The organism is Pseudarthrobacter sp. NPDC059871 (genome assembly GCF_042731175.1).
In the GTDB taxonomy this organism is placed as follows: Bacteria; Actinomycetota; Actinomycetes; order Actinomycetales; family Micrococcaceae; genus Arthrobacter.
The window spans coordinates 214,248-232,264 of the sequence record NZ_JBHWJV010000005.1 but is presented as its reverse complement, the minus strand read 5'-3'; the positions used below and the strand labels follow the sequence as shown (position 1 = coordinate 232,264).

The following is an 18,017-nucleotide window of genomic DNA, read 5'->3' as shown; positions in this document are numbered from 1 at the left end:
ATGCCCGCCATTGTCCATTTTGAGGTCCGGATCGATCCCGCACGCCGGGACGAGGCCGCGAAGTACCTTGCCGAGACGCTCGCGGCCACCCGCGCCTGGCCGGGCAACCAGGGCATCGAGGCGCTGGTGGACGACGCCGATCCCTGCCACATCCTGGTGGTGGAAACCTGGGCCACCACGCAGGACCACGACGACTACGCGGCCTGGCGGACGACCCCCGAGGGCAAGAGTTCCCTGGGCGAGATCCTGGCCGCGCCGCCGTCCAAGCAGGTCTACTCGGAAACCTTGCCGCTGGGGCTTTAACGCCTATAGGGACTGCCGCTGGGCATGCTGGGCCTGCATCGCCTGCACGACAGCATGCGCGCCGGCGCCCCGGCGCCCGGCGCCCGGCGTCAGGGCACCCGGCGTCAGGGCACCCGGCGTCCCTAGACTGAAGCCTATGGACTCACTTCTGTACGACCTGCCGGCCCTGACTATCCGCAGCATTTCTGTCAGCGAGATGGACAACAACGTGTATCTGCTGACGGCGAAGGCGAGCGGTGCCCAGCTGCTGATTGACGCCGCCGACGACCTCCCGGCCATCCGGCAGCTGATAGCGGACGGCGCTGCGGACACCAAGGCCGAGCCGCACCTGGCCCTCATCGCCACCACGCACCAGCACTGGGACCACGTACGGGCCCTGAAGGAACTGGTGGAGGCTACGGGGGCGCGCACCGCCGCGGGAACGGACGACGCCGAGGCGCTGCCCGTTCCGGTGGACGTCCGGCTCAGCCACGGCGACGTGGGTACCTTCGACGGCTTCGACGTGACGGCGGTGCACCTGCGCGGCCACACCCCGGGCTCAATCGCGTTTGTGTACGAAGACCCTGATGGGCCGGCGCACATCTTCTCCGGTGACTCTCTGTTCCCGGGCGGCGTGGGCAACACCCAGAAGGACCCCGAGCGGTTCGCCCAACTCCTGGACGACGTGGCGGAGCGGCTGTTCAACGCCTACCCGGACACCGCCGTCGTCCATCCCGGCCATGGCAAGCCCACCACCCTGGGCGCCGAACGGCCGCACCTGGAGGAATGGCGCGCCCGCGGCTGGTAAGGCGTTAAAAACGAGTGCTCCGTAACGGCCCTATCAAGCTTCAAAAGGGCAGTTACGGAGCACTCGTTGGTGTTAAAGCGTGGGCCCACGACCGCCGGGTTCCCTGACCGTGGAGCCGCGCCGGCGAGGGCCCGGACCCGAGCTTGCGAGGGCCGGGAGCCGGTGCGGACTTGCGAGGTTCGGGAGCGGTTGGGGATTAGCGGCCGCGGCGCTCGTTCGATGCAGGCGCGGAAGCGCGGCGGGGACCACTGCGTGCCGGACGTCCGGAACCGTTGCCCGAGCCGCCGTTGCCGGCGCTGTAGGAACCACCCGAGGTGCCACCCGTGTTGGAGGACCAGACTGCCTTGGAACCGCCGCTGGCTGCTCCGGCGGAACGCTGGCCACGGCCACCGGATGCACCGGCTGCTGCACGCTGGCCGGTAGCCGGACGTCCGCTGCGCTGCCCGCCGCCCGAAGCGGGACGGCCGGAGCCGCCGCGGGGTGCCTCGCTGCGGGTAATGCGTGAATCGGTGCGGCCCTCCGAAGAGCGTCCGTCCGAACCGCGGCCGGCAGCTGCGCGGCCGCCTGCTGCAGGGACGTCGTTGCGGTGGGTGCTGGCGGTGCCACGGCCGCGGGCATTGCGCCTGGCAGCTGCTGCCGCCACGGAGCGGTCCTCGTTCTGCTCCCGCACGGCGTCGACGGCTGCCCGGGCCTCGGTGCGGCCTTCGAAGGCAGCAGCGCGGCGCTGGGCGCGGGGAACGTCGGTACGGGCGGGCTCGGCGGAGACCTTGCCCCTGCCGCCACGGCCGCCGCGGCCACCGGCCGACGGGGACGCCTGGCGGCGGGCGCGCTTGCGTTCGGCGTTGGCACCGGTGGAGGTGCCGCCGCCCTGCTGCGCAGCCTTCTTGGCCAGCAGCGCAGCGCGGGTCCGCGGATCGATCTTGTCAGCCATTTCGCCCACCAGTTCGGCGACCAGCGGGGAGTTTGCGGTGACGCGCTCGAAGCTGACCTCAACGCCGGCGGCCTTCATCAGCTTCTTCACGTCGGACTGCTGCTCCGGCAGGGTCAGCGTGACCACGGTGCCGTCGGAACCGGCGCGGGCGGTACGGCCCGAGCGGTGCAGGTACGCCTTGTGCTCGGTGGGCGGATCGACGTGGATCACCAGTTCGACGTCGTCCACGTGTACACCGCGGGCGGCGACGTCGGTGGCCACCAGGACGCGGACGTCACCGTTGGAGAATTCGGCCAGGTTGCGGTCGCGGGCGTTCTGCGAGAGGTTGCCGTGCAGGTCGACGGCGGGGATCCCGGCATCGGTGAGGGTCTTGGCCAGCTTGCGGGCGTGGTGCTTGGTCCGCATGAAGAGGACGCGGCGGCCGGCGCCGGAGGCGAGCTCCACGATCAGCTGCTTCTTGACGGTCTGGTCGTTGACCACCAGCACGTGGTGTTCCATGGTGGTCACCGCGGCCTGCGGGTCGTCCACGGAGTGGGTCAGCGGGTTGGACAGGTAACGCTGGACGATCTTGTCCACGCCGTTGTCCAGGGTGGCGGAGAAGAGCAGGCGCTGGCCCTGGCTGGGGGTCATGTCCATGAGCTTCTTGACCACGGGCAGGAAGCCGAGGTCCGCCATGTGGTCGGCCTCGTCGAGGACGGTGATTTCCACGGCTTCGAGGCTGAGGATGCGCTGGCGGATCAGGTCCTCCAGGCGGCCGGGGCAGGCGATGACGATGTCGACGCCGGCGCGCAGCGCCTTCTCCTGGCGGGCCTGGGAGATGCCGCCGTAGATCACGGTGGTGTTCAGGCCGGCGGCCTTGGCCAGCGGCTCGATGGTGGCGTTGATCTGGGTAGCCAGCTCACGGGTGGGTGCCAGCACCAGGCCCATGGGGCGGCCGGGCTTGCGGAAGTGCTTGGCTTCCCGCTCAGCGAGTCTTGCTACAAGCGGGATAGCGAAAGCGATGGTTTTACCGGAGCCGGTCCGGCCGCGGCCCAGGACGTCGCGTCCTGACAGCGTGTCCGGAAGGGTCTTGACCTGAATGGGGAACGGCTCAACAATTCCCTGCGCGGTAAGGGTGTCTGCAAGCGCCTTGGGAGTTCCGAGGGCAGCGAAAGTAGTCATGTATTTATACGGTCTTTCAGGCGGTATCCAGGCGGATATCGGCCCCCGGCGCCGGTTGGACCAGGGGTTCGCCGAAGAAAAGTCAGGTGATCAACCGTTCTGCTGCATAAAGGGGCAGCCAGCCGGGACCAAATGGAACGCGTTCATCGACGCAGGATGTGCCTCTCACATGAAAAAAGCCCTGTCCCTAAATGAAGGGTTACCAGGGCATCACTGCACATCAAGTTCCACCATCGTAGCATCCCTGCCCCATCGACGTATAAGTGGCGGCCTCCGGGGCCCCTCGGGGCGTTGCCCTGCCGGGTGGCACAAGGCAGGGTTGAGGCATGAGCGAACATGCGGCGCACCACCATGACACGCACGACGACGGCGCCTCCCCCGCCGGGCACGGCACCAACGCGGACGTCACCAACGCGGCCGGCACCAGCGGGGACGTCACCAACGCGGACCATAACGGAGCCGAAGGCGCCAGGGCTGCCATCGATCCAGCCGCGGCCTGGGACGAGCGGTACCGCACCAGGACGCAGCTCTGGAGCGGAAACCCGAACCCGCAGCTGGTCCGCGAGGCCGGCGGCCTGAAGCCGGGGCGTGCGCTGGAACTGGGCTGCGGCGAAGGTGCCGACGCCATCTGGCTGGCCCATCACGGCTGGACGGTCACCGCCGTCGACGTTTCAGCGGTTGCCCTGGACCGGGCGCAGTCCCACGAGAAAGCCGTGTTGGCGCGCGCGAGCGTGCAGGCTGCAGAGGGTGCGCCGGCCAGCCGCATCACGTGGCAGCAGGCCAACCTGGAGCAGTGGCAGCCTGAGGGCGCCTTCGATTTGGTGACCTCGCAGTTCCTGCACTCCGAGGAACTCGACTGGCGGCTTCCGCTGCGGACCGCAGCAGCGGCGGTGAAACCCGGCGGGACGCTCCTGGTGGTTGGGCACCACCCGGACCGGCTGCCGCCGTGGGGCGGCGGGCACCACCACGGGGACATGTTCTACAAGGGCGAGGACCTGGTCCGGGAACTGTCCCTGGCGGGCCCGGGCTGGCAGGTGGAAGTGCTGACCAGCCGTGAGCGCCCCGTCACGGGGCCGGAGGGCCAACAGGCCACCATCGCGGACGTCGTGCTGCGGGCCACCCGCCTCCGCTGACCGGCGCGTTCACCCCGCGCGGGAGGTGACCCGCGGCGCCACCACCGCCGCGGCGACGCCCACCAGCGCAGCGAAGGTGAAGACGCCGGCGAAGGAGGCCGCCGTCGTCGTGAACGCCGTGAAGACGATGCCCGTGGTGGCCAGTGCCAGGGCCCCGCCGAGGGAGTCGGAGATGGACATGGCCGAGGAGTTGAAGCCTTCGTTGTCCTTCGTGGACAGGGCCAGGGTCATCACGCTGAGCCGCGGATAGAGCAGGCCCATGCCGCCGCCGGCGAAGATCCAGCCTACGATCGCGACGGCGGCGGGCCAGTGCAGCGCGGTGGTGGCCAGCGCGAGGATGACCGCGCCGAGGACCATGAATGCCCCGGTGCTGACCGCGCCCGGGTGGGACAGTCGGTCACCCAGCCGGCCTTGCACGGCGGCGGCCGCCGCCCAGGCCAACGCGCCGCCGGTGAGGGTGAGCCCGGCGAAGGTGGGCGAGAAGCCATACTGCTCAATCAGCAGGTACGGCAGGTAGACCTCGGCGCCGAAGAACGAGGCTGACGCGAGTCCGCGGGCCAGGATGACACTCGGCAGCCCGCGCCGGGCGAGGAGGGTGCCGCGGGGAACCAATGGCCGGACGGCGGCAAGGGCAAGCGAGACGGCGGCGACGGCCAGGACCGCGGTGGCGGCCGGAAAGCCCTCGATGCGGACCTCGGCGGACAGGTTCAGCCCCAGCACCGCGACGGCGGCGAGCGCCGCCCAGCCCAGCCGGCCGATGGCCCAGGGCGTTGCGGGTGCCGCCGCTCCCGGCCGGTCCATCCCCTTCAGCACCGGGGCGATCATGAGCAGGGCCGGAATGACGAGCCCCACGACGCCCAGGAACACCCAGTGCCAGCTGAAGACCTGCGCCACGATGCCTGCGGCAAACGGTCCCACGAGCGAGGGGATCACCCAGGCGGCGGAGAACGCCGCGAAGATCTTGGGGTGGAGCGCGCCCGGAAAAATCCGCGCCACCAGGACGTACAGCGCCACTGTCAGGGCGCCGCCGCCGAGGCCCTGGACCAGCCTGCCGGCCACCAGCATCGGCATGGACACGGCGGTGCCCGCGATCAGGAGGCCAACCACGAACAGGGCAACGGAGGCGTAGAGGGGGACGGTGGGGCCGCGGCGGTCGGACCAGTTGCCGGCGGCCACGTTGCCGATTACCCCTGTTGCCAGGGGGCCGGCGAAGGCGAGGGCGTAAAGGCTTGCGCCGTCCAGTTCGCGGCTGACCAGCGGCATGATGGTGGTTACCGCCAGCGATTCGAAGGCAGCAAGGAACACCAGCGCGCAGGTCCCCACCGTGACCCACAGGTAGGGCCGCTGGAGGATGCCGGCCATGGGCTCTGTTGCGGGCAGGGTGGGGCGGCGCACTGTCCCCTACCCCACATACCTGTTGCGGCCGGCGCGGTAGCCAAAGACGGCGGCCAGCAGCCCCACCATAAGGAACAGGAAGCCTGCGGCGGCAAAGGATCCTGTTCCCTGGTGCAGCTGCCCCACCATCAGGGTCCCGGTGGAGCCCAGGCCGTACCCGACGCCCTGCATCATGCCGGACAGGTGCGCGGCGGTATGCCCGTCGCGGGTGCGGAGCATGATCATGGTGAGGGCCACCGCGGTGAGGCTGCCCTGCCCCAGCCCTAACAGCCCTGCCCACACCCAGACCAGGTCCAGCGGCCCGAAGATGCTCAGCGCGAAGCCGCCTCCGGTCATCAGGGCAACAACGGTATTGATGGCCCGCTGGTCCCGGAACCGTGCCGCCAGGGCGGGTGCGAACAGCGAACCCAGCATCTGCAGCACGATGCTCACCGAGACGATCAGCCCGGCAGTGGCGCCGTCCACGCCGCGTTCCCGCAGGATGGGGGCCAACCAGGCGAAGACACTGAAGGACATCATGGCCTGCAGCACCATGAAGATGGTGACCTGCCAAGCCACCGCTGAACGCCACACGTTCACGCCGTCCCTGACGGCCTGGTGCCGGGCCGGGTGCTGGCGCAGCGCCACCGGCAGGAAGAGGAGAAGGACGACGGCGGCCGGCAGGGCCCAGGACCACAGCGCCACGGTCCACTCCCCCGCAGCCGAGTAGACCGGGTAGGTGAAGCCGACCCCCAGCGCGGCCGAGGCACAGATGGCCGTGGTGTACAGCCCGCCCATCAGGCCCAGCCGATGCGGGAAGTCGCGCTTGACCAGTCCGGGAAGCAGGACGTTGCACAGCGCGATGGCCGCACCGCACGCCGCAGTTCCGGCGAGGAGGCCGGGCAGGTGCCCGCCGGGAAGTCCAGGGTCAGCAGGGCGGAGCAGCAGCCCCGCGGTCAGCACTGCCATAGCCCCGAGCAGCACTCGTTCGGCGCCGAACCTCCGCGCCAGCACCGGCGCCATTGGCGCGAACACCCCCAGCAGGGTGACCGGCACCGTCGTCAGCACCACCACGGCCCAGCCGGGGAGCGACGCCTGCGCCGTGATCTCGGGAAGTACCGCCGAGAAGCTGGAGAACACGGTGCGGAGGTTCAGCCCGATCAGCACCAGGCACAGTCCCAGGTAGGCCAGTTGCCTGCGGCTGCCCACCCGGGTTGGTGCCGCGGCCGGCGTTTCGTCGATCTCGGCATCAACCAGGCTGCTGCCGCCTGGGCGGCTCGTGGGGCTCAGCTCCCCGGGTTCCTGTTGCTGGTGCTGTTGCCGTTGCTTCCTTGCCCCGGCACTCGTTGCTTCCGTCACCCGCCCATTCTTGCAGCACCGGCGCTGGCGGGTCCCCGCCAGGGCCCCGGCGACTTGCCGCTGCCACCCCGCACCCGGAGGTTATCCACATACGGGAGCCGGTGGCTTTTGGAGCGGCCGGCGCTTTCCTAGTTTGGAGACGCGGACCGTTGCCAAACGAAGTCCTTTGCCCGTCCGCTGCCCTACCCGTCCACTGCCCAACTACCGGCCAATCCGGCCCAGCAGGGAGAACATGAGCGTGCAGCCCCTCCAAGAGTCCATTCCGCCCGTCCCCGGACAGCGGGTTTCCGGCAAGGCCATCGCCAGCCTGGTGCTGTCCATCGTGGCACCGGCCACACTCTACATTTCCAGTCCCCTGGCGTTTATGGCCGTGCTGATGACCTACCCGGATGAAGGCCCGTCGCCCGCTCCCTGGGTGGCGCCGTTGGTCTTCCTTAGCCTGCCGCTTGCCTGCTGGCTCGTGGCCGTCCCGTTGGCTGTATCCGTCATCAGGAAGTCCACAGGCCGATCGGGCGGTTGGGGGCTGGCGGTGGCATCACTCTGGGTGTCCGGCGTTCTCTTCGTGATCGCCCTGGTCCTCTCGCTGAGGTACGTGCCCATGCTGTTCTACTGATCCCGCAGGGTCCATCCGGGTTCGCGGGTCCATCCCGGCGGCGGACGACGGGGCCGGACGGCAGCTGCGGTGGAGCGGCCGGCGGGGCATGACGGCTGCTGCGGTGGAGCGGGTGGCCGGGGGCGGCCAAGCAGGGCCGGGCGGGCGGGCGGCGTTGCCTGCCGGTATTCTGGAGGGGATGAGCGATTCCCCCGAAAACCCCCAGCAGCCGCATGTCCCCAGGCCCGTGACGCCCGGAACACAGGCGTCCTTCGGCACCTACGGTGGCCGGCCGGTCAGCTTCGTGCGCCGCGGCACCCGCCTTCAGGGCCGGCGCCAGACCGCCTGGGAGGAGCACGCAGAACGGTGGGCCGTGGACGTCCCCCGGCACGTCGCCAACACGTCGGTCCACCCGGATTACACGTTCGACGCCGAGGCGGAGTTTGGCCGCAAGGCGCCGCTGGTGGTGGAAATCGGTTCAGGCCTGGGCGATGCCATCTGCCACGCCGCCGAACAGAACCCGGACACGGACTTCCTGGCCGTTGAGGTTTACACGCCCGGCCTGGCCAACACCATCATCAAGATCAACGGCCGGGGCCTCACCAACGTCCGCGTGGTGGAGGCCAACGCCCCTGAGGTGCTGGCCACCATGCTGCCCGAAGGTTCCGTCGATGAACTCTGGGTCTTCTTCCCGGACCCCTGGCACAAGTCCCGGCACCACAAACGCCGGCTGATCCAGCCCGAGTTCGCCGGGCTGGCCTCCCGTGCGCTGAAGCCCGGCGGACTGTTCCGGATTGCCACGGACTGGTCCAACTACGCCATCCACGTCCGCGACGTGATGGCAGGGTCCGCCGATTTCGAGAACCTGCACACCGGCGAGCGCCGCGGACCGGAGAGCCCGCTGACCCAGGTGTGGCAGTCCGGCGTCGAATCCGTGGTGGGCGGCGCCCCCGTCCGCGAGGGCCGCGCCCCTGTCAGCACCGGCCACACCGGTCCCAACGAGGGCGTGGACGAGACCGGCGGCTGGGCTCCCCGGTTCGAAGGCAGGATCAAAACCAGCTTCGAGGCGAAGGCCCATGAAGCCGGCCGGCTGATCTTCGATCTTTGCTACCGCAGGCGCCAGGCCTGACAGCCGGGCGCTGAGACCTCGCCGGCTGAACGATTCAGCTGACGCTGATGGCGGAGACGACGTCCTTGAGCAGGTCCAGGCGCGGCTCCGCTTCGGGGCTGGTGTAGGGCCAGATCACCACGACGCCGATGAACCGGCCGTTTTCCAACACGCCTACGGTCGCGGCTACTTTGGGTGATCCCTGGGCGTCGCTGTAGCCCGCCACCACGGCGTACGCGGACTTGCCCGGCAGGCCGAGTTCGCCTTCAGCCAGCAGTGTTCCGCCGCGCTCCTCCAGGTAGAACCCTGCCATCAGGTGCGCCCAGCCTGTGGCCTGTGGCGCGTCCTGCACCGAGTTGTCGTCCTTGATGACGGTGACCAGGACTCCGCCCAGCAGCCCGTACTGCTCAGTGTTGGGACCGGCGCTGGAATAATCCAGGACCTGGGTGTACTCAGGAAAGTCTGCGGTAAACCCCAGCGGGGATTCGATGTGCACTGACATGGGTTCAGAGCCTCTCGAGCTTGGTGTCGTTGGGGACCTTATAGTACGTGGACACGTTGGTGGTGGCCGAACTTTCGGTCTTGACCTCCACCTCGCCCAGCTTCACGTCGAAGCCGGCCTCGTTGGACGCGGTCACCACGCTGTTGACCTGGACGGTGGCCGAGCCGGCCTCGTACAGTTTGGCGGCGTCCTGCGCTGCACCGTAGTCGTTGCCCAGGGCGACGTTGCGCAGGTAGCTGTCCACCACGGCGCGGTTCTCCGGGGTGTAGTCCACGTTGATCTTCACGGTGCCCTGCGTTCCCGCGGACACGGAGGATTCCACCTTGGCTGCCTTCACGTCGGTGCCCTCGGTAACGCCCTGCGCCACGGTGCCTTCCATCGAGACCGTCACGGAATCGATGTTGTTGCCCTTGTCCATGTTGACCTGCAGGCCGCCCTTGCCGGAGGCCTCGAACGTCCGCCCGTCCAGGTTGAGCTTGCCCTGGGCCGACACTTCGCCGCTGGCGGTCGCCGTGCCGTCCGTGAGGTTCCGTTCGTAGGAGAGGTCCAGCTTGGCTGAACCGGAGGCTGCCCCGCTCTCGCCCTCCGCTTCGAGGGACAGCGTGCCCTTGGCCTTGTCCGTCTGGCCGGTTGAGCCGTTGTCTCCGGCGGCATCGTTGATGGTGTCCAGGACGTAGCCGGGCGGGTTGCCGGCAACATCCTTGATGTCGCCGATGCTGTCCGGCGGCAGGTCCCGGTACATCTGGGCCCGCGCAGCCTGGGCTTCCTCCACGCTGCCGAACTTGTACTCCCGCGAGACTTCGCCGCTCAGGGTGACACCGGCAGTGCCCGAGGTGTCATTGACGCCCAGGCCCATGTTTCCGTAGACCTTCATGGTGGCGGAACCGTCCGCGTTCTCCACCACCTCGGTGCCCACTTCGGCACCGCCGTGCACCCAGGCGACGCGCGCTTCGATGGAGGCCTTGCCGGTCTCCGTGTAGACCGGAATGTCCGCCTTGGCCAGTTCCTGCAGGTGTTCCTTGGCCAGCTGCTGCGCGGACTCGGGAATGCCGCCGTCCATGCGCATGAGGTCCTTGGCGAAGGGGCCGTCCGAGCCTTCGCCCTCGATCAGGTACTTCCGGTCCGCCTCGGACAGGCTTGCCCACCACTTGGCCTGCTCCTCGGGGCTGGCGTTGAGCATCCGGTCCAGGCCGGACTCAAGTTCCTTGCGGTGTTCGGCCGCGGCCGCGGCGGCTGCTGCCTGCTCCTGCAACCAGTCCCGTGCCTGCCCCGCCAGGGACTTGATCCGGTCCCAGGTGCCGCCCCCGCCGCTTCCGCCGGAGGAGTTGGAGGATTTCTCCTGCTCGTCCGCGTGCTTCATCAGGATCTTGGAATTGGCCCGGAGGCTGGACACCACCTTTTCCAGGTTGGGCCGGTGGCTGGAGCTCCAGTCCTGGCGGAAGCGGGCGCCGTCGGCCCCTTTCCACGGTGCTGACTGGATCTGGCCCTGCAGCGAACCTGCGCGGCTGCTCAGCAGGGAGGCGGCCTGGTCCACTGCCTTGGCCAGCGCCCGCAGCTGGCTGACGTCAGCGCCGTAAAAAGTCATGGTGTTCCCCCGGGTGGTTCGCGGTGAGTGTGAATCGCTGAAGCTTATGGTTGCACAACCACCGAACAGGGGCGATGGGGATCCCTCCCCATCACCCGGACCCGTGGCACGATTACCTTATGTGGGGCACGCATACCGGTGAACCACAGCGCCGCCGCCCGGCGCACGCACAAAGGAACTGCCATCAAAAGAGAACTTAAGCAGGCCGCCGATGCGGCTGAAGACGTCACCAACTCCCGGGCACTGGAAGTGCTGGCCAGGGCGGGATTCGCGGCCAGCGGCATACTGCACCTCCTGGTGGGTGCCATAGCCATCCGCCTCGCCACCGGGGGAACCGGCAGCGCGGACTTCAGCGGGGCCGTGGCCGAGCTTGCCACACAGCCCGCCGGACCGTTCCTGCTGTGGGCCAGCTTCGCCGCCTGCGCAGCCCTGGCCATCTGGCAGGCCAGCGATGCGATCTTCGACTACACCCACCTTGCCGCCAAACAAAAGGCCGCCAACAAGGCCAAGGCGGCAGCGCAGGCAGTGGTGTTCGCCGGCATGGCCCTGACGCTGATGTCCTTTGCCATGGGCACCGGCTCCGACGAAGACAACCGCAAGGCCGCCAGCGACCTGACTTTCTCGCTGATGAAGGCTCCGGGCGGCGTCGCCCTCCTGGTACTGCTGGGAACCGCCATCGCCGTCACCGGCGTCGTGTACGCCATCCGCGGGCTGCGGAAATCCTTCGAAAAGCACCTGGTGTTGCCCAGCAATCCCACCGCCGGGACCGCCGTCACGGTGCTGGGCGTGGCCGGCTATGTGGCTAAGGGAACGGTGCTGTTGCTGACCGGGCTGCTGATCGCCATCGCCGCGTGGCAATCACATCCGGAGCAATCCACCGGCCTGGACGGCGGCCTGCGTGGCCTGCGGGACCAGCCCATGGGGATCTACCTCCTGGCTGCGGTGGGGGCAGGGCTGATTTGCTACGGCGTGTTCATGATCGTGCGTGCCAGGATCGCCCGGATGATCAAGTAGTCCTGCGGGAAGTACTTGAGGTTGCGGGGCACGGCCGGCTCGAAGCCCCGGCGCGGCCGGGTTGCTGCCCGTGTCGCTAGGGTTGGACCATGCCCCAGGTACGCGCTGAACGCCATATCCGCACCGACCCGGAGTCGGCGTTCGCCTTCTCCCAGACCACGGGTTCCTTCCGGTTGAAATGGGATCCGTTCATCTCCTCGCAGGGTTTCCTGGACGGCGCAGCCCAGGCCGGCAAAGGAGTCAGGACCCGGACGCGGTCCCGCCTGGGCCTGGTGATGGTCAGCGAGTACGTCTCCTATGCGCCGCCCCGGAACGTGGGCATGACCATGGTGTCCGGGCCCTGGTTCTTCGAAAACTTTGGCGGGGGCTGGCGCTTCACGGTGGACGACGGCGGCACCCGGGCCGTCTGGAAGTACACCTTTTCCTGCCGCCCGGCGCTGCTGCGGCCGGTGATGGAAAAGGTCGGCACCTGGCTGCTGGGCCGGGAGATCGAGAAGCGGATCGAGGCGTTTGCACGCGCTTGCGAGGACGCCGCCCTCCAGGCGGAGTTCCGGGAACTCCACGGCCGTACAGCCTAGGGAACGGTGATGACGGCGACCGCCTGCTGCGTCCCGTCCCGCAGTTCCACACTGGAGATTTTGCCCAGCTGGATCGGCGTGGCTCCGGTGACCTTGACCCGGCCGCTGGGCGTAGCCGTCCAGGCGCACGCGCGGTCCTCGCCGCCGTCGCGGTCCCTGACCCACAGCGAGAGCGTCCCGTCGGACGGCAGGCTGCTGCCGTTCACCGCCAGTTCGGTCCCCCAGGTCTTCCGGGCCAGGTCGATGCTGAACTGCAGCCCTCCCCCGGACTGCACCGAGTAGGTAGCGTCCGGCTGCGGCGCCCGCACCAGCAGCGGCCCCACGGCGAGGCCTACTGCAAGGCAGGCAGCGGCGGCGGCGCCCGCGAGCGCTACCCACCGCCGTCGCATTGTCCGGCGACGGCGCGCAAGTTCGTGCAGCAGCGGCTGCGACGCAGGAGCCTGTTCCGCGGCCGGGCGGGGAAACGCCGCGGGCAAGGCGTCCGCCAGCCCGGCCGCAGGCACGGGCCCCATGGCACCGGGCTCAGCGGCACCGGGCTCAGCGGCACCGGGCTCAGCGGCACCGGGCTCAGCGGCACCGGATTCCGTGGCGCCGGGAACCGAAGTGAGGGCCAGGGCGTCCGGTGCGGGAAGGACGTCGAGCAGCGCGGGGAGTGTCTCCAGCCCGGCGAGTTCATCCCGGCATTCGCGGCACTGCCCCAGGTGAGATTCGAACATTGCCCGGTCTCCGGCGTCGAGCCCGCCCAACAGATAGGCACCCAGCAGGTAGTGGGGGTCCGAGGTCATGGTTCCACCCCCATCTCGTCCAGGATGGTCCGCAGGGCCCGCACGGCGTAGTAGGCGCGGGACTTCACGGTGCCGCTGGGGATGTTTAGCTGGGCGGCCGCCTCGTTGACCGTGAAGCGGCGGTAGTGCAGCGCCACCAGGACGTCCCGGTGTTCCTTGCTGAGGCGCAGGAGGGCCTCCTCGATCAGCACCCGGTTCAGCAGGCCGTCCACGCGCTCCATGACCCCGGCCTGGCGGGCGGGTTCGCCCTCCAGCGTTTCGGCGGGGCGGCGCTGGGAGCGCCGGTAGTTGTCGATCATGATGTTCCTGGCCGTCCGGTAGAGGTAGCTGCGGATGCTGCCATTGATGTCGGGTGCCTGCTGCCAGACCCGCAGCACGGTTTCCTGCACCACGTCCTCGGCCAGCTGCGGGTCCCGCGATGCACTGAGCACGAACCGGCGCAGCGCCGTGCCGTGTTCACGGTAGAGGGACTCCACCGCATCCTCGTCGAGCGGCATCCCATCCTCCTGCCCGCGTTCACCCGCTGTTTGTCCATTCAGACGCCGTATCCGGGCAAATGGTTCAACCGCACCGGCCTACCCTGTTTTGCCGCCGCCTTGAACCATTCTTCACCCGGAGGCGTCATACCGGTTAGCGCCCGGTGATCCGACGCCGGACACCAGCAAAGGAGCAACCATGAAATCCCGTTTGGGTGCAGGTTTCGCCATTTTGGCCCTCACTGCTGCGCTGGCCGCCTGCGGCGGAAGCAGCGGAACCACGCCGGCCTCCACTCCGGCCGGCACGGCAAGCGCCCCGGCCACGTCCGCTGCGACCGCTTCACCGTCCGCCACCTCCACCGGTACCTCAAGTGCCGCCGTCGACCTCAAGACGGCGTCCTCCAGCGCGGGCACCATCGTGGTGGATGCCAAGGGAATGAGCGTCTATTTCTTCACGAAGGACACCAAGGACTCAGGTACCAGTGCGTGTGCTGATGCCTGCCTGAAGGCGTGGCCGCCGCTGACCACCACGTCCTCCACACCGTCGGCCGACGGCGTGACCGGGAAGCTGGGCACCATCACCACCGCGGACGGCAAGCAACAGGTCACGCTTGAGGGCATGCCGCTGTACTACTTCGCCAAGGACACCAAGCCCGGCGATGTCCTGGGCCAGGGCGTCAACAACGTCTGGTACCTGGCAAACCCGTCCGGCAGCATGATCCAGACGGCCAGCGGCGCTGCCTATTAGGGATGGACTGCCAGGTCCTTGGCTTGGCGGAAACGGCTTTTCGTGGGCACAGGGCCTCAGGCAGGGTCCTCAAGCACAGAGACGGGCTGCAGGCGCCTATTGGTGGGGGGCTGCAGGAAGTGTGGTGGGCAGCGGAAGCTGCGGCACTTCCGGCAGTGGCACCTGCGGCCGCTGGGGCAGCCTGTCCGTGACCTCCGTGGGGACGGCTGTGGGCAATGGCCCTTGCCCTGGCACGCCCGCAGGCTTGCCCGGTGTCGCGGCCGGGGACGGGACGCCTTCCGGAACAGCGGGAGCGTCCGACGCCGGCGCCCCGGAAGGTGCCTCAGCCGGCGCAGGTGTCGTGGGCACCGCGGCCGGGCTCACCGGCGCGGCCGGGGCAGGCGCCGCCGGTTCCGCCGGTTGCGCCGGGGGTACGGGGGCCTGCCGTTGTCCGGCGGGCCCGGATCCGGTGACGAAAGAGGTCACGGCGTGGTTCAGGTGGGTGAACGAATCGCGGATGCCCTGATCGGACGCGGCGGCAACAGCGCCGCCGGCGGTCAGGGTGACGCCCAGTGTCAGCGCGGTGAGGGCGGCCCGGCGCTTCGCCCGGCGCCGCGCGGCAAGCTCGTCGCCGGGTGAGCCTGTTGCGCCGGTTACGCCATGCGCGTCATCGGCCAGGGCAGGGGAATCCGCAGCGGCGGGTTCAGCCGGGGTAGCAGACTCGGCAGCGGTTCCGCCGGACCCGGCAGTGCGGGCACGCTCGAGCAGCGCTGCGACGGCGGCCGAGGGCTCGGGAACGTCGGTGCCCAGGGCGCGGAGCTGCAGAAGCGCGGGGCGGAGCTGGCCGTCGTCGTCCAGGTCTGCCTCGAGCAGCAGCTGGTCAACGAATCCTTCACTGCGGGATCCTGCGGTGTCACTCATGATTCGCCTGGTTTCTTTTGAGCGTCTGTGCCTTGAGGTTTTGGAGGGCCCTGCGCTGGAGCTGCTTGATGGCTCCGGCGCTTTTGCCCATGATGGCGGCCACCTGTTCGATGGACAGGTCCGCCACGATGCGGAGGGCCAGGACTTCCTGGTGTTCATCGGCCAGCCCTTCGAGCATGGCGGCCGCCCCTCCGGTGAGTTCCACCGCGTGGTCTTCCGCGGACGGGGATGTCCGGGCGTCGTCGTGGGGATCGTATGGCGTCAGCTGCGGCCTGCGCTCCAGCCGGCGGTAGTGGTCCACCATGCGGGCGTGGGCGATGGAGAAGATCAATGATTTTGCGCCCTGCAGGCCGCCCGTGAGGCTTTCGATCCTGGGGTAGAAGGCAAGGAAGACGTCCTGGGTCACGGCCTCGGGATCATCGACGCCGCGGGCTTTGAGGTAACCCTGAACCGGGCCGGCGAAGGACCGGTAGGCAGCAGCAAACAACACAGCGGGATCTGCTCCGGCTGTGTTCTCGAATTCTTCGGTTTCTGCTTGGGCCAAAGTGTCCAGCACCAGCGGCTCCTCCATTCCGGGACTCGGCGTGCGCACGCCCTCCCGGTTCTATCTGCAGGCTGCCGGCGCGTTGCCCCGGCTGCGGCTTACCTGCCGCGGTGGACTGCGGGGGCAGGCGGCAAAGGCCGTTTCCCGCAGTCCACCCTAGCCAACTGCTGCTAGCGGGCGGAAACGGAAGGTACGTCTACGCTGTTGCCCGGAATGGCGGGAACTGCGGGCACAGCCGGAACCTTGGGGGCGTCGTCAAGGCCGGGGACGGCGGGAACAGCAGGAACGGCCGGCACGGTGGGGACGGCCGGGAGTTCCGGGCGGTGGGCGTCGACGGCGGCGGAACCGTTGGCGGATGCGGCAGCCTTTGCTGCGGCATCCGCGTCAGCCGCGACGTCGGCGCAGTAGCTCTCGATGTTGGCTTCGCCGTCGGCGGCGAGCTTCAGCGAGGAGAAGCCCTCGGAGGAAGCGTTCAGGCCACCGTGGGTGAAGGCGGTGCACAGGCCGATTGCTGCGGCACCTGCGGCGTCCACGGCGGAGTTGGCGGCGGCGGAGGCCGAGCCCTTGGCAGCGACGCTGTCCTCGCTGACCTTGGCGTCGGCGTCAGCGGAAGCGGTTGCGTCTGCGGAGGCGGTGGCCTTCGCCGTGGAAGCAGCGGCAGCCTTAACGTCTTCAGCATCAGTGTTGGCTGCGGCGCCGGCGGTGCCTTCGAGAGCGTCTGAAGCGGCGTTGGCAGCCAGCTTCGGGGCCGGAGCGCCGAAGAGTTCGTGGGCGGTCTGCTGGGCTTCGGTGGGGAGGACACCGGAGGCGGCAGCTGCGCCGGTTCCACCTACTGCCAGGGTGCCTGCTGCCAGGACTCCGGCGGCGACTTTACTGGTGGCGAGAACGGTGAACAAAGACATAAAACACTCCAAACCTTGGCGACTTGCGGGTCGGGGCCGGTGGGCCCATCACCTCCTACATCGCCTGACGGTCCGCAAAGGTTACGGGTGCTGTGAAAGTTTTTTCGGACGAACGGTTTCCAGGGCCCCGGTCAGCCGCTTCTTTGGCGGGAAGGGCCCGCATTCGCTGTTGTGCTACAGCGGATGCGGGCCCCGGACGCTCAACGGCCGTGAGCAGGACAGACAGGCCTGTTCCTAGGCGTCGAGCAGCCCGGCGTCAGCCTCTTCGAACTCCACGGCTGCCACGATTTCCTGCGTCTCGGGGTTGATCATGAAGGCTTCGTCGTCCTCCTCGACCATGAGGAAGTCGCCGTGGTCGGTACTGAAGTACCACGCGAGGGTCTTTTCACCGTCGTGCACGTAGTTGGGCTCACCCATGGTGATCCTGGCCAGCTCGTAGCCGGCAATGCTGCACAGTTCACGGATGATGAGTTCGAAGTCGGGTGCATCCTCCAGGGCCTCCTGGGCCGCCCTGGCCTCGCGCTCGGGCAGGTCCGGGATCTGGGCGGCGAGCTGCTGGATGTAGGCGCCCACCTCTTCGTCATCGAGGACCAGCAGGTCTGCCTGGCCGCGCAGCCACGCCGCGTTGAGGGCGGTGATGTTCTCCCGTTCCAGCAGTTCCTCGAACTCGCCATCGAGCTCTTCCATGGCGAGGACCCCGGCCGGCACCTCGTCGTCGTCATCCAGCGGTCCGTCCAGGTAGTGCTCCGCGTCCTCTTCGGACAGGGCCTCATAGGCTTCCACTGCGCGGTTGAACAGGTCCAGGTGCGCCGTGGCGCCCATGCCGGCCATGCCCTCCCGGATGAGGGTGTCCGTCTCGTTTCGGTCAACGGACATGAAGGCGTACTGAGCGAAGCCGCCCTCCAGCGCCTGCGTGAGGTAGAAATCGACGTAGTAGCTGCGGACGGCAACGGGCGACATTTCATCCGTGGCCAGGAGCGCGGTGTGCATGGCATCCACCACGCTGACGTTGGCCGCCACCGCTTCCTCATCACTTGCTTCGATGCTGCTGCTGGTCAGGACGACGGGCTGCTGGGTGGTGATCATGGAATCCCTCACTGCTGGCTGGTGCTGCGGACATTTTTCACGCTACGTCCGCAAAACTGCCGCCCCGTGGAGGGGGACATGAACGTCAGGCGAAGTTTTCATGGGAGGCAGGTGCCGGGGCCGCGGCACGGCCGGGCGGCCGGGCGAAC

At 68.7% G+C, this 18,017-nt stretch carries 19 protein-coding genes; 8 read left to right on the top strand and 11 right to left on the bottom strand.

Annotated features, from left to right (window positions below; all coding sequences use genetic code 11):
• Together ACFV4R_RS09200 and ACFV4R_RS09195 are read left to right on the top strand one after the other, a co-directional pair.
• Window positions 1-303, top strand: a complete 303-nt coding sequence (locus ACFV4R_RS09200; RefSeq protein ID WP_349034557.1) for an antibiotic biosynthesis monooxygenase family protein — start codon at window positions 1-3, stop codon at window positions 301-303.
• A 136-nt stretch (window positions 304-439) separates the two neighbouring features.
• Window positions 440-1,090 carry an MBL fold metallo-hydrolase gene (locus tag ACFV4R_RS09195; RefSeq protein ID WP_377202047.1) on the top strand — a complete coding sequence of 217 codons (651 nt, stop codon included), beginning with the start codon at window positions 440-442 and terminating at the stop codon, window positions 1,088-1,090.
• A gap of 196 nt (window positions 1,091-1,286) precedes the next feature.
• On the opposite strand, the gene ACFV4R_RS09190 is transcribed toward ACFV4R_RS09195, so the two are convergent.
• Complete coding sequence (locus ACFV4R_RS09190; protein ID WP_377202046.1) at window positions 1,287-3,182, bottom strand: DEAD/DEAH box helicase; 1,896 nt, start codon at window positions 3,180-3,182, stop codon at window positions 1,287-1,289.
• Window positions 3,183-3,508: 326 nt separating this feature from the next.
• Here ACFV4R_RS09190 and ACFV4R_RS09185 point away from each other — a divergent pair, with 326 nt between their 5' ends.
• Entirely contained in the window at window positions 3,509-4,315 is an 807-nt protein-coding gene (locus ACFV4R_RS09185; RefSeq protein WP_377202045.1) for an SAM-dependent methyltransferase, read from the top strand.
• A 9-nt stretch (window positions 4,316-4,324) separates the two neighbouring features.
• Here ACFV4R_RS09185 and ACFV4R_RS09180 read toward each other — a convergent pair whose 3' ends face one another.
• Both ACFV4R_RS09180 and ACFV4R_RS09175 read right to left on the bottom strand, forming a co-directional pair.
• On the bottom strand, window positions 4,325-5,677 hold the full coding sequence (locus ACFV4R_RS09180; protein WP_377202090.1) for an MFS transporter: 1,353 nt from the start codon (window positions 5,675-5,677) through the stop codon (window positions 4,325-4,327).
• A 39-nt stretch (window positions 5,678-5,716) separates the two neighbouring features.
• Entirely contained in the window at window positions 5,717-7,048 is a 1,332-nt protein-coding gene (locus ACFV4R_RS09175) for an MFS transporter (protein ID WP_377202044.1), read from the bottom strand.
• Window positions 7,049-7,280: 232 nt separating this feature from the next.
• Between ACFV4R_RS09175 and ACFV4R_RS09170 the strand changes: the two genes are divergently transcribed.
• Together ACFV4R_RS09170 and trmB are read left to right on the top strand one after the other, a co-directional pair.
• Complete coding sequence (locus ACFV4R_RS09170; RefSeq protein WP_377202043.1) at window positions 7,281-7,661, top strand: hypothetical protein; 381 nt, start codon at window positions 7,281-7,283, stop codon at window positions 7,659-7,661.
• A 178-nt stretch (window positions 7,662-7,839) separates the two neighbouring features.
• Complete coding sequence (gene trmB / locus ACFV4R_RS09165) at window positions 7,840-8,769, top strand: tRNA (guanosine(46)-N7)-methyltransferase TrmB (RefSeq protein WP_377202042.1); 930 nt, start codon at window positions 7,840-7,842, stop codon at window positions 8,767-8,769.
• Window positions 8,770-8,803: 34 nt separating this feature from the next.
• Here the strand turns inward: trmB and ACFV4R_RS09160 are convergent, their stop codons facing one another.
• On the bottom strand, window positions 8,804-9,250 hold the full coding sequence (locus tag ACFV4R_RS09160) for a hypothetical protein (protein ID WP_377202041.1): 447 nt from the start codon (window positions 9,248-9,250) through the stop codon (window positions 8,804-8,806).
• Between the two features lie 4 nt (window positions 9,251-9,254).
• Window positions 9,255-10,835 carry a hypothetical protein gene (locus ACFV4R_RS09155; protein ID WP_377202040.1) on the bottom strand — a complete coding sequence of 527 codons (1,581 nt, stop codon included), beginning with the start codon at window positions 10,833-10,835 and terminating at the stop codon, window positions 9,255-9,257.
• A gap of 138 nt (window positions 10,836-10,973) precedes the next feature.
• Here ACFV4R_RS09155 and ACFV4R_RS09150 point away from each other — a divergent pair, with 138 nt between their 5' ends.
• Entirely contained in the window at window positions 10,974-11,849 is an 876-nt protein-coding gene (locus tag ACFV4R_RS09150) for a DUF1206 domain-containing protein (RefSeq protein WP_377202039.1), read from the top strand.
• 89 nt (window positions 11,850-11,938) lie between these two features.
• Complete coding sequence (locus ACFV4R_RS09145) at window positions 11,939-12,427, top strand: SRPBCC family protein (RefSeq protein ID WP_377202038.1); 489 nt, start codon at window positions 11,939-11,941, stop codon at window positions 12,425-12,427.
• Here the strand turns inward: ACFV4R_RS09145 and ACFV4R_RS09140 are convergent.
• Together ACFV4R_RS09140 and ACFV4R_RS09135 are read right to left on the bottom strand one after the other, a co-directional pair.
• Window positions 12,424-13,212 carry a zf-HC2 domain-containing protein gene (locus tag ACFV4R_RS09140; RefSeq protein ID WP_377202037.1) on the bottom strand — a complete coding sequence of 263 codons (789 nt, stop codon included), beginning with the start codon at window positions 13,210-13,212 and terminating at the stop codon, window positions 12,424-12,426. The genes ACFV4R_RS09145 and ACFV4R_RS09140 overlap by 4 nt on opposite strands.
• Window positions 13,209-13,709 (bottom strand): sigma-70 family RNA polymerase sigma factor, encoded by a 501-nt coding sequence (locus tag ACFV4R_RS09135; RefSeq protein ID WP_377202036.1) that lies wholly within the window; start codon window positions 13,707-13,709, stop codon window positions 13,209-13,211. The genes ACFV4R_RS09140 and ACFV4R_RS09135 overlap by 4 nt, the downstream gene beginning before the upstream one ends.
• Window positions 13,710-13,887: 178 nt before the next feature.
• On the opposite strand from ACFV4R_RS09135, the gene ACFV4R_RS09130 reads away from it, so the two are divergent.
• On the top strand, window positions 13,888-14,436 hold the full coding sequence (locus ACFV4R_RS09130; protein WP_377202035.1) for a hypothetical protein: 549 nt from the start codon (window positions 13,888-13,890) through the stop codon (window positions 14,434-14,436).
• A 96-nt stretch (window positions 14,437-14,532) separates the two neighbouring features.
• On the opposite strand, the gene ACFV4R_RS09125 is transcribed toward ACFV4R_RS09130, so the two are convergent.
• From ACFV4R_RS09125 to ACFV4R_RS09110, 4 genes are all read right to left on the bottom strand, one after another.
• The gene (locus ACFV4R_RS09125) at window positions 14,533-15,336 is read right to left on the bottom strand and encodes a hypothetical protein (RefSeq protein ID WP_377202034.1); all 804 of its coding nucleotides are present in this window, start codon (window positions 15,334-15,336) and stop codon (window positions 14,533-14,535) included.
• A complete protein-coding gene (locus ACFV4R_RS09120; RefSeq protein WP_377202033.1) occupies window positions 15,329-15,907 on the bottom strand; it encodes an RNA polymerase sigma factor in 579 nt (192 codons plus the stop codon). The genes ACFV4R_RS09125 and ACFV4R_RS09120 overlap by 8 nt, the downstream gene beginning before the upstream one ends.
• A 143-nt stretch (window positions 15,908-16,050) precedes the next feature.
• A complete protein-coding gene (locus ACFV4R_RS09115; RefSeq protein ID WP_377202032.1) occupies window positions 16,051-16,782 on the bottom strand; it encodes a protein tyrosine phosphatase in 732 nt (243 codons plus the stop codon).
• 234 nt (window positions 16,783-17,016) lie between these two features.
• Window positions 17,017-17,868: a hypothetical protein gene (locus ACFV4R_RS09110; protein ID WP_377202031.1), complete on the bottom strand. Its 852-nt coding sequence runs from the start codon at window positions 17,866-17,868 to the stop codon at window positions 17,017-17,019.
• Between the last annotated feature and the right edge of the window lie 149 nt (window positions 17,869-18,017).